Origin of the sequence: Trichocoleus sp. DQ-A1 (genome assembly GCF_039961955.1) — a bacterium.
Taxonomy (GTDB): Bacteria; Cyanobacteriota; Cyanobacteriia; order Cyanobacteriales; family FACHB-T130; genus FACHB-T130.
Map to the genome: position 1 here is coordinate 218,577 of NZ_JAMPKE010000003.1, position 12,249 is coordinate 230,825.

6 protein-coding genes are annotated in these 12,249 nt (G+C 48.1%); all 6 read right to left on the reverse strand.

All coding sequences use genetic code 11. The annotated features are described in order from the left end of the window. Positions 1-414 precede the first annotated feature (414 nt). Complete coding sequence (locus NDI33_RS05315; RefSeq protein ID WP_190677016.1) at positions 415-1,329, reverse strand: PAS domain S-box protein; 915 nt, start codon at positions 1,327-1,329, stop codon at positions 415-417. Further along, positions 1,326-3,185, reverse strand: coding sequence for a CheR family methyltransferase (locus NDI33_RS05320; protein WP_190677017.1), 1,860 nt, complete (start codon positions 3,183-3,185; stop codon positions 1,326-1,328). The genes NDI33_RS05315 and NDI33_RS05320 overlap by 4 nt, the downstream gene beginning before the upstream one ends. Positions 3,186-3,646: 461 nt before the next feature. Beyond that, a complete protein-coding gene (locus tag NDI33_RS05325; protein ID WP_190677018.1) occupies positions 3,647-5,311 on the reverse strand; it encodes a chemotaxis protein CheB in 1,665 nt (554 codons plus the stop codon). Positions 5,312-5,581: 270 nt separating this feature from the next. Next, positions 5,582-8,278, reverse strand: a complete 2,697-nt coding sequence (locus tag NDI33_RS05330) for an ATP-binding protein (RefSeq protein WP_190677115.1) — start codon at positions 8,276-8,278, stop codon at positions 5,582-5,584. A gap of 127 nt (positions 8,279-8,405) precedes the next feature. Further along, complete coding sequence (locus NDI33_RS05335; RefSeq protein ID WP_190413616.1) at positions 8,406-8,834, reverse strand: response regulator; 429 nt, start codon at positions 8,832-8,834, stop codon at positions 8,406-8,408. Positions 8,835-8,894: 60 nt separating this feature from the next. Further along, complete coding sequence (locus NDI33_RS05340; RefSeq protein ID WP_190677020.1) at positions 8,895-11,786, reverse strand: PAS domain-containing protein; 2,892 nt, start codon at positions 11,784-11,786, stop codon at positions 8,895-8,897. Positions 11,787-12,249: the final 463 nt, after the last annotated feature.

Sequence of the window (12,249 nt, forward strand, 5' to 3'; positions counted from 1 at the left end):
TTAATGAATAAATTCCCGTAACACACAAGGTGTGCAAAATCTTAGTAAAGACACTATGTACATACTTTGAGTTAACTGTAAGAAATTTATGTGTAAATCCTCTTTAAGGCTGATAAGTTAGGTGAAATCCATAAGCCGTAACCAGAGCTTTATCCACATACCTTTCCGTTCCTTCTCGAAACCAAACAAACCCGATCCCCCAGCCTTCTGCCCACTTCACGGTAAGCGTTGCCTGGTTAGAAGAAGAAAAAGATAAAACATTCTAGCTTTTTTTAGGGAGAAAGCGGCTAACTTTAACTTTTTTTTATATTGTCGGATCGAGGTTTAGAAAGCGGTTAGTTTTATACCAGTAGGGTTGAGTTTTTACACATACTTAGAAAAGATATTCCAAGACAGACTGTAGCTTTGAGATTTTTATAATATTGGCATAGCGCTGTGCAATTCTTGCATTAATACAATCACTCCCTGAATATCTTTTTTTAAAATAAATAGAGGCATACAGGTGACTTTACACTGAATTGTCCTCCCACGCCGGTTGATAGCATCTAGCGTTTCTTCGTGGTATTCCAAGTCCCCGGTTAAACAGCTTTGAATCGGCTGTCTAAGCTGCTCTACCGGCAAGCCAATCTTTAAATTTAGAAAGGGCTGTCCCTGGACTTCATCGCTTCGTAGTCCCCACAAATCTTCAGCTTGAGGATTCCAGATTTGGATGTTCAGTTGTTGGTTTAATACGGCAATGCCGCCCGGTAGGCTGGTAAAAATAGATTTGAGAAAGGCGTTGGCTTGGTTAACCTGGTTGCTGGACAGCCGCAGTTTTTCTGTTGTTAGGCGTAGCTCTTCGTTACTTGTATCTAATTGTTCTGATTTTATTTGTAAATCTTCGTTACGCGCCTCTAAGCTATCAGCAGTGGTCTTAATTTGGGCGATCGCGCTTTGCAGGTTTTCGTTGACGACAAGCCAGTCGTGGTTTTTATTTTCTAAGGCGCGATCGCTCTTGGCTAATGCTTCGACAGTCGCTCGCAGTTGCTCATTGAGAAGTTGTAGCCTCTGTTTAGAGTATTGCACCTGGAACTGTCGAGATTGGTTCATGTCTTGGCGATCGCTCTCCATCGCTGCCAAACGCTCGTTGGATTGAGATAGCTCCTCGTGCGCCACCAGCAAGTCTTCCAAGACGAAGCAAAAGTCCTCAAACGCTGCCGTCGCCAACACGATTTGCTGCAAGATTAATGCCTGTAGGGGCGATGAATCAATGGCTAATAAATATTTGTGCAGGATTGCCAAGTGTTGTTGTAGAAGGATTATCTGCTGGGAAAACTTGTCCTCATTCATTCAGGAACTCCTTCTTGCTCCTCCATGAATAAAAGCACTTCTCGAATCTCTCCCTCCTTCCCTAACAAAGGTTTACAAGAGACTTTACACTCAATTGCCTTGCCGCGTCGGTTAGTGGCATTGAGGATAATTTCTTGTAAATCGTTCTCCCCAGCTAGACAGTTGCGAATCGGCTGTTTGAGTTGCTCTACTGGCAAGCCAATATCTAAATTTAGAAAGTGTTGTCCTTGGATTTCATCGCTTCCCAGTCCCCACAACTCCTCAGCTTTGCGATCCCAACGCTGGATATGCATATCTCGCCCGACTACGACGATGCCGCCCCGAAGAGTGCCTAAAATCGACTCTAAAAAGGCGTTTGCATCGTTGAGTGCTTCGCTGCGGCGGTGCATTTCATCGTTAAGAGCCTGCAATTCCTCATTCGTGGATTGTAGCTCTTCGTTCATGGTTTCTAGCTCTTCGTTAGAGGATTGGAGTTCCTCATTTGTCGTCTCTAACTCTTCGTTAGAGGATTGGAGTTCCTCGTTCGTCGTTTCCAACTCTTCATTCGTAGACTGGAGTTCCTCATAAGCCATTTCCAGTTCTTGGTTGGATTGTTGCAGATCGTCCTGTAGCCGTTTGTAGCGGCTGACATCAATGAAGGAAATAGTGACGCCTAAAAGATTGTTGGATACCTCTACGAGCGGTACCACCAGCACGTCTAGAGTAATCGTTTCGCCTTTCGGAGTTTGCCACGGCACATCCCTGACAGTAATCTGTCGGCGCTCCGTATAGGCTTGATCGATACAAGAGCGTAATTCCAGGGGACGATAAGAAATTTCTAAATCTTGCAAGGGGCGACCCAGATCCTTCGGACTCAAGGGAAACATTGCCCTAGCACGTTCGTTCACCAGCACTAAAAAGCCATTGACATCTATCACTATCTGGGATGTTGGGCTGCTGTCGAAGGCGACTTCCCGAATGCGGACATGAGTGGCTAGATTGTTCACTGCCTCCTCGCTGCCAGACTGAGCCATAAGCAACAACCGTTCGCGTATTCCTATTTTATGGGCTTTGGTAAAGATACGCCGCTTCAAATCCACAGGTGTGAAAGTGTGGCTGTGGCTGAGCAACATCTCCGCCTTCCCTAAAAAGATAAAGCCACTGTCATTCAGGGCAAAGTGAAAGCGGGAGAGGATTTTAGATTGAGTTTCGGCATTGAAATACATCAAAGTGTTGCGACACACCAGTAAGTCAATGCGGGAGATGGGAGCATCAATCGTCAAGTTGTGACGCCCAAAAATCACCGAGCGACGCAGATCCTTGCGAAAGTTATAGCCGCGAGCGCATTCCTCGAAGTACTTCTCTACCATTTCCGGAGCCAGATCCGCGACATCCTTCGCTGAATAGGTCGCTTGGCGGGCTAGATTGAGGGCTTCCTCGTCTAACTCGGTGGCATAAATTTTCACCCGTTCTTTGAACTGTTCCACTCCCAGCGCTTCAGCGAACGCCATCGCGATAGTATAAGCTTCTTCTCCAGAGGCACAGCCAGCACTCCAGATGCGGATCGGTTCGTTGATTTGTTTGCGGGCGGCAATGGTGGGAACGATTTCTTCAATAATGTAATCCCAGGCTGAGCGATCGCGGAAGAAGGCAGTTACATTAATCAACAACGTGTTAAACAGGTGAATAAATTCTTCTGGATATACTTCTAGGTAATCCATATAATCGTTGTAGCTTTCCAGTCCTACTATCTGCATCCTTTTCAGGACGCGACGCATCAGAGAGGAACGTTTGTAGCCAGTAAAATCAAAGCCACGGCTGCCTTTAAGATACTCTAGCAGCGCTTCAAATTCAGGGTTGAGGATTGAGCGATCCATAAGTAGTTGTTAGTTATACCAGTTTTCCATAAGTGCAATACGGTTTTGACCTCGCTTCCATTCCTCTAGAAGAATCTGAGAGAGGCTTTGAATTGTCCGCCCACAACCGCGTTGGGAAGAGGGTTAGCGCTTAGGTTTTCTCTGTATATCTTACCCGATCGAAAATGACTATAATAGCTACTCGCTTAATCGAATATTTTTTTACACAACATCAATTAAGTATATTAGCGTAATTAGATATCACGCTTTGGGAGTGGTAGAAAGGTTAGTTGTCAATCGCAGCAAGCTGAGGACTTAATGACTACAGAGGATTTCCGATTCCCAGTCTTCAACAAAGTTACATTGATTGCTCACAGTTTGATTAGCGATTCGTGGTAGATCGCTAGCTTTTTGCCCTATTTTTATTAGCAAACTCTATCTATAAATGATTAAAGTTGGTGACAACAATTTGCCATTTGCAATTAGCTATTTACCAGATTCACCAAAGTAGCAGCAATTTCATTTAAGGGGAGTATCCAATCGACTGCTCCAGTTTCAATTGCGGCTCCCGGCATCCCAAAATACTGCGAAGATTCCCGATCTTGCGCGATCGCGATTCCGCCCATTTGTTTAATCGCTCTGATGCCGGTTGCACCATCCTTACCCGTCCCGGTGAGGACAACCGCGATCGCTCGTTCTTTAAAACTCGCCGCGATTGATTCAAAGAGTAGATCAGCGGAGGGACGGACAAAATGCACCAGTTTCGTCTGGGTGAGGGAGAGAGTAGCGTCAGGGTCGATCAGCAGGTGATGATTCGGCGGCGCGATATAGATTGTCCCCGGACGCATTTGCTCTCTTGGTTCTGCCTGCTTGACGGGTAGAGACGTGCGACGATTCAGGATTTCTGCGAGTAGGCTGGGGTGTTTGGGGTCTAGGTGCTGGACGATGGCGATCGCTGCCGGAAAGTCTTTTGGCAAGCCAGAAATCAATTCGGTGATGGCTTTTATCCCACCGGCAGACGCTGCCACTGCCACGATGGGAAAGGTAATCAAAGGGTGAGAATTTTCTTCGGTTTCTGGGTTCGATCCTGCTTTTCTCCGATTCTCCTTTTCTACCTGCTTCCCATTTTCCGGGTGTACCTCGGTATCTTTCTCTTTGTCCCCATTGCCATTTAAAAGCAGTTGCCGGATGATGGTAGCGTTGTGCTGAGCTTCGTGCGCCTGCTCTTCAAAGCGTTTGGCTGACCGAGTTTGGTTACGATCGCGTGCCCCTTGATGCATCCGACGGGACAAAGCGGCACGTTCTTCTAGTGCCCTAAACGCATTCCACAGTGCCGTCTCTAGTGCCTCAGATTGCTCTGCCAGCAGAGTCTCGCCGGAATAGGCGTGACCCGTGCGGCAGCGGAACCGAAGCAACTGACCGTCGTGCAGTTCCCACAGGGCACCCCCGCAATCTGGACAGCCGAAGCCGGAGGGCGTTCCGGGTCTGTCATCTTTGTGTATGGAAGCCATATTTAATTCTGCGCTCTCGGATTCCATTTCCATCTCATCAGTTACAGGCTCTTTTTCCTCGGCTGTCACTGACTCTTGAGCCAAGCTTACCAGGGTAGGAGCGATCGCTGACAAAGGCAAAATATAATCGACTTCTACGTTCTCGATAGCGCTACGGGGCATTCCGGGAAACAAGGCGTCGTTGGGATCTTGAACCACTGCGACACCGCCTCGCTGCTTCACCGCTGCGAGTCCCGCCGTCCCATCGTCAAGATTGCCTGAAAGCACCACACCCACCACTCGCCGTCCATAGAACTGGGCTGCCGTGCGAAATAGGGGATCGATGGCGGGTCTGTGACCGTTCTCCTTAGGACCACGAGCCAGGTGGATGTATCCGCGTTTAACTAATAAATGGTAATTGGGGGGTGCCACATAAATCCGCCCATATTGAATCGCCTCGCCGTCCTTGGGATGAGATGCTTTCAAAGAGCCGCAGCGATTCAGGATACTTGGCATGGCGCTGGTGCTGTGGGCAGGGAAGTGTATGACGACAAAGATTGCAGCTGGCAAATCCGGCGGCAAAGCCTTGACCAGTTGAGTCAGCGCTTCTACCCCGCCGGCAGAGGCACCGAGGACGATAATATCGTGACCAGACATTTATTTTCTCAATGCAGCGGATGAATTAAATTACCCAATCAAGCGAAGACCGAATTCTCAAAACTCTTTTCAATCGAACAAGTAGCTGAATCATCGCCGCAGACGCTTCGAGATCCTGTATTGGTTACTTTAGGCTAACATCTGTCACTCGTCATCAATCCTCGGCATGAAAGCGCTTACTGAGTGTAGAGCAATTCTATTTGAATTGTGAGGGTGTAGGGCACCCTTGATTGAGAACTGCCTCGACACAACTGATTCGATGAAAACAAGCTAAATACTGACTCGGCGGGGAAATTTTACATTGAAGGTAGATCCGTGACCTAAATGACTTTCCACTGATATTTTTCCATGCATTAATTGCACTAATGAGTGAGTGATGGCAAGCCCTAAACCCGTACCCGGATATTTTTTGGCGAGGGACTGATCGACTTGCCGAAATTCTTCAAAAATATGCTTTAAGTTTTCCTCAGCAATTCCAATTCCGGTATCTTGAACGCTTAGTAACACTTGATCCGGGGAAATTTCTTGTACTTTGATGCACACACTTCCGGTGTCAGTGAATTTAATCGCATTGGAGAGAAGATTTACCAAAATCTGCCGCAGCCGAGCGCTATCATTCAATATCTGAGGGTTTTGTAAATTTGCCTCAACTTGCAGCTCCAAATGCTTTTCTGAAGCAAGCGATCGCAATTCTTCTGCGGTTGTTCTCACTAGCACTGGCAGATTAAATTCTTCCAGTTTGAGTTCCAATCTTCCGGCTTCAATTTTTGAGAGGTCAAGGATGTCATTAATCAGCGTTAGCAGGTGTTTCCCATTGCTGAGGATGCGATCCACCATGTCCAATTGTTGCGGGCTAAGCTGATTTTGCCGCTGGCGCAACAGCAGTTGAGAAAAGCCGATCACGGCATTCATCGGCGTCCGCAGTTCGTGGGACATGGTGGCGAGAAACTGCGATTTCAACCGCGCTGCTTCCATCAATTGCAGATTCTGAAGTTGAATTTGCGTGGAAAGATTTTCGAGTTCCTTGTTTTGCTGAGCCAGGATTTCGTTTTGTAAAGCTAAGCGTTCCTCTCGTTCTTCTAAAGCATTGATCAGACGGGCATTATTAATCGCGATCGCGGCTTGTTCTCCCACCGCCGCCAGCAGATATCGGTCTTCTTCGTCAAACGCATGAGAATTTTCCCAATTACCGATTGCCAGCACGCCCAACCGTCCCGCTTGCGCGGACTCAATCGCCACCACATAAAGTGAAGCTGGCAACTCTGAGGGCTTTACGGTGTCGGATGTCGAGTGGAGGAAAGCGGCTTGTTCCCCTTCGATAAGCTGAGAAATCCCAGTCAAAAACACCTGAGAAAGCAATCCTTCCCCCGAACTAAAACCATCTTCCAGGCGCAATTTTTCCGTACCGATTCCCGCCGTCACCGTCAAGACCAGGCGATTGCACTGGGGGTTTTGCAGCATGATAAAGCAAAACTGGGCACCCGCGATCGCATCGCAAACCGCTTGAACCATCACCCGTAACAAACCGGGTAAGTCACTCAGGCGCTGGTTTAGTAAATTCGTCAGCTGCTGGAGTGTCCGGAGTTGTTGCTGTTGTTCGCCCAGAATAATGATCGCCTTGCGTAAGTTCTCGGTCGCCGCTTGCGCTTCTCGGTATAATTTTCCATTTTCGACCGATAAGGCAGCACGACGGGCAAGTTCCTCTGCCAGAGCCAAGTCCATCGCATCGTAGCGGCGTTTCTCTTGAGTGGACACCAAGGAAATTGCCCCCAACGTGCGATCGCGCACCAACAGGGGCACCACCATGTAAGACTGAAAACCCAGCTCCCGAACGATTTGCAGATGTTCGGCATTGCGGGTCGCAGCTACGAGCATTTCGTCGTCAATTTCAACGGCAAATTTTGGTTTGCCCGTGCGTAATACAATGCTTGCGGGGTGTTCTCCATCCGGGTCGGGGGGGAACAGATGCAGCACCTCTTGCACCAACTTCTCTGGAGAGGGGTTTGGATAAGCCGTCCCCATCCGATGAATTGAGCCGTCCGCTGCCAGAATATCTACTATGCACACGTCGGCTAAGTGGGGCACTGCCAATTGAGCCAGATTCTCCAGGGTTGTTTTGTAATCTAGAGAAGCTGAAAGGACAGCACTCGCTTCTGCCAGAAATCGCTGGTTTTCTAATGCCCGCTTGCGCTCTGTAATATCGCTAATAATTCCAGACATCCGGAAAGGCTTGCCGTTCCCATCTCGCTGGGCTTTGCCTCTGGCAATGCAGTAACGATAATGCCCAGAAGCGTGCAACAGCTTAAATTCCACATTACATTCAACTTGATGCTCCAGGTGATCGCGGATGCTCTGGACGATGCGGTATCGATCTTCTGGATGCAAAAGTTGGCACAATGCCTGGTAATTGCCGACAAATTCTTCACGGGACAAGCCGCTGATTTCAAAACAGCGGTCATTCCAATAAACTGTGTTGGTGGTGATATCCCAGTCCCAAATTCCGTCGTTCGATCCCTCTAGAACAAATCGATAGCGTTCTTCGCTTTCTTTGAGTAATTGGTTGGCTTCTGATGCCTGTCTTTCCGCTCGATAGAGGCGAAGCGCATTGTGCAGGCTGCGAGAGAGACTTTCTGGAGAAACTTTGCCTTTAGAAATATAGTCGGATGCTCCGGCTTTCATCAGTTCGACGGCAGTTTGCTCGTCTCCCTGACCCGTCAAGACGACCAAGGGGATTTTAAAACCAGACGAGCGGATATCCTGAACGAGGGTGAGTCCATCCCCGTCAGGCAAGCGATAGTCGAGGAAGACACAGTCAAAATGGTCGCTGTGTAAAGTAGCGATCGCTCCTTGGCAGTCGCTGGTTTCTACTAATTCCATTTGCACGCCAGCCGTTTTGAGCGACCGGCGAACCGCCATCCGGTCTACTTCATCATCATCGACTACCAGGATTTTTAACTTTTCTTCCATAACCATTCAAGGACGGAATTCGTAAAAAGCTTTGAGTTTTAAATTTTAAGTTTTGAATTAAAGAATTCTCTTGTAACTCACCACTCATCACTCATCACTCTTACAATCCATTACCCATTCTCCAAAATTAGGGCATTTCACTAAGCATCCAATATTGATTGAGCGTTGCCACTACCTCCACGAATTTAGCAAATGTTACGGGTTTGACAATATAACCCGCTACATTGAGATTGTAGGCTTCCACCTTGTCTTTATCTTCATTGGAAGTCGTTAGTACAATCACTGGAATTGCTTTGAGTTCTGGGTCTGCCCGCAATTCACGCAAAAATTCAATTCCACCCATTTTGGGCATATTCAAGTCGAGTAAGACCAGCCGCCGCTCTCGCGGAACCTTTGTTGAATCGTCAGTCCCCCGCAACATAGCCAGTGCTTCTAGCCCGTTATTGGCGACATAGAAGGGATTTTGAATATTATTTTTTTTGAATGCCCGTTTTACGGTCATCACATCAACTTCGTCGTCATCAACTAGCAAAAGGTTTGTCATCTTATCTACCATGATTTAAAAAACTATTGATTATTATTTTTTTATTCATTTTTTTATTAGTGATATCCATATCTAGACAAAAAGCGAATTGTTACTACTGGGTTGTTTGGGCCAGGTAAAGTAGAAAGTTGACCCTTGATTGACTTGAGATTCCAGGCGAATGGTTCCTCCTTTGTTTTCGATGATTTTCTTAACGATGGCGAGTCCCACGCCGGTGTTTTCTACCTTATCTCGTGCCTCCAGAGTTTGAAACATGACAAAAATTTTTTCATGATATTCAGGAGCGATCCCACACCCATCATCTGCCACGGCAAATTCATAGAATGTTTCTTTATCTTGTACTGATATAGTCGCGCTTCCATCCAACCGAGGGTGGTGTTTGAAGGAATTGCTGAGCAGATTTGCAAACACTTGTTCTAAGGGCAAGCGCTCGGTGTGGAAGGTAGGCATTCCGGGCTGGATGGTGATAGCGAACGTGGGTGGAGGTGCAAGCGTGTTGATAACTTCTGCCAGTAAGGTGTCAACGTCCACAAGATCCACAAAGGTCTTAACCCGCCCCACACGAGAATACTGCAAAAGACCGTTGATTAGAGCTTCCATCCGATGAACGCGCCCCCGCAGTAAATTCATATTCTGCTGGGTTTCCGGATTTAGAAAGTCGAGTAGGTCTTCTTCAATCCAAGTGGAGAGGTTAGCGATCGCTCTTAGAGGTGCCTTGAGATCGTGGGAAACAATATAAGCGAAGTGGTCGAGTTCGGCGTTGCGTTTTTCTAAAGCGGCGTTAGTTTTGGTGAGGATGTTACTCAGACGGGCTAATTCCGCCGCGCGATCGCGCAAAGCTTCTTCGGCAAATTTTCGCTCAGTAATGTCAATACACGAGCCAATATAACCCGCAAAACTCCCATCCGCCAAAAATCGTGGCGTTCCGGTATCTAAGACCCAGCGATACTGCCCATCTGCCCGCAATAGACGGTACTCCATTTGGAAATTTTTTTGGACATGAGAAGCCGCCCGATAAGTATCCAAACAGCGCGGCAAATCCTCTGGATGCACGCCTTCTGCCCAACCTTTGTCGAGTTCTTCCTCCAAGGTTCGCCCTCGGAAGCTCAGCCAACGCTGATTGAAGAAATGACATCGCCCATCCCGATCTGCCACCCATAACAAGACGGGGGCACTATCTGCCATCGTGCGGAAGCGTTCTTCGCTTTCCCGCAATGCCGCCTCCGTTCGCTGACGCTCTGCGAGTTCTTGTTGCAGCGTTTTAAACAGACCCGCGTTGTCAACAGCTAAAGCGGCGCGACGGGCAAGTTCGCAGGCAAAGGTCAGGTCAGCTTGACCGTAGCGACGACCCGACTCGGCTGAGGTAAAGGTAATTGCCCCCAAGGTGCGTCCGCGAGCTACCAGGGGCACCACCATTGCCGATGTAAAGCCTATCTGTCTCAAGATTTCTAGGTGTTCGGGATCGCGAGCCGCCTCTACCAGGAGGGAGTCGGGAATCTCCGCGTATAACTCCGCCTGACCCGTGCGTAAAACGTTGGGGAGACCATAAGCTTCATCGGGATCGGGCGGGTAGCGCTCCTGCAATTGGTAAGCCCAATCGACCTTCGATGGGTCTTGATGGACAACTGCCAGTCGGCGAATTGTTTGATTTTCGTCGAGCATATCGATAGAACACCAGTCAGCTAGCTGGGGAACTGCTAGATGAGCCAGGGTTTCTAAGGTAGTTTGATAGTCAAGGGAGCTAGTCAGGAGGGTCGTCGCTTCACCCAAAAAGTGCTGTTGTTCGTTAATTCGCTGGCGTAGCGTAGCGTGCCGATGGCTTTCGCTGATGTCCGTACCCACCCCAATCGTGCGTACTGCCTTGCCGGTTTCGTCGCACAAAACCTGACCTTTTCCAGAGATCCAGTGGATGCTACTGTCAGGCCAAACGATGCGAAATTCAAGCTCAAAATCAGTCTTCTGCTCGACTGACTGAGCGATCGCCTTTTTCAAGGAATCCCGATCCTCTGGATGCACTACTTCTAGGAAGGCGGCAAACGTACCGGCAAAAGTTCCGGGAAGTAAACCGTGCATGCGTTCTAGAGTCTCTGACCACGTCAGCTCGCCAGTAAGGATATTCCAGTCCCAGATCCCCATCCGTCCTGCCTCCAGGGACAATCGCAGTCGCTCCTCGCTCGTATGTAGCGCTGCTTGCGTTTGCTGCCGACTGGTAACATCCAGAACCAAAGATAACACTGACATCAAGCGACCCGATTCATCTAGCAAAGCGGAGTTGTACCACTCGCAGTAGACAATCGAGCCATCTTTTGTATAGTTACGGTTTTGGGACACGCTGCGCCCTTCGCTGCCTTTGAGCAACCGTCCGATCTCATCATTGACTACTGCTACATCTTCGGCGTAGATAAATTGCCATTCCTGAGGATGTTTACCCGTTACTTCGGCGCTTCGCCATCCGAAGAGCGCTTCAGCTTCCCGCGACCACCTCGCCACTCGAAAGTTGCTGTCCCACTCGATGAGCGCTAAGGGTGAGTTTTCTAGATGGAAGTTGAGTTTGTGCAGTTCATCTCCCGATGCCGTTGGAGTTGGCTGTAAGAAGCCGCGATCGCTGAGCATTTCCTCCCAGGAGCGATCGCGGCTTCGGTCTGGCGTTTTTAGAGACATCTGAGGATAATTGCTAACAGCACTACTCAGCCTCGTTTCCAAAACGGAATTTTCGCTTGGGCTTCCCGCCTCTGGGTACTTTTTTACATTGGCGAAAGCCGCTAAAACAGCGCTCCACAGACCGAGTTTCGTGCCACCGTACCAGATGCCCACCAATATGGCAGCAAAAAGTATTAGAAAAGGAGTTTCTTTTCCACCAGTTAGAATGTTTAGAATCAGTTTAATTAGCAGTGCTAGTGTCACCGCTAATAGAGCGATACCGTAACGCATTACCTGGAAGCCTACCCCTGGCAAAAGTTTCATCCTTCTAAACACAAATTGCCATAAAACCACTTTCTCAGGCATCAACCACTAGGAAGGTGATCGATTGCCTAGGGTTTTCCGCTGTGTTCAGTCGGATTGCATCCAGTATTATAGAACTCGCTCCAGAAAGTCCGCGCAATTGAGTTGGAGTTGCGATCGCGTGTCTTCGGAGCGAGGCGTTAGCCTAGCCCTGGCTTGTTAATTCGCGCCAGAGTTTTTGTAGTTGCTTTTTAGTAGAATCAACCCTGACGTAGCATCAGCCATAGGGACGATTATAGAGATTCGGCATCTACAATTTGCACCGTTACTCTATCGAATCTAGATTAAGGAATCCTTACTAAAGGCTTGAATTTAAAAAAAAGTTTAAGTTTTAACGAAAGTAAAAAAGTAAGTTTTAGTACCAATCGAAGATTTAAAACTCGCATTAGATGCAGACCAAAAGTTTTTGAATTGGTACTTTTGT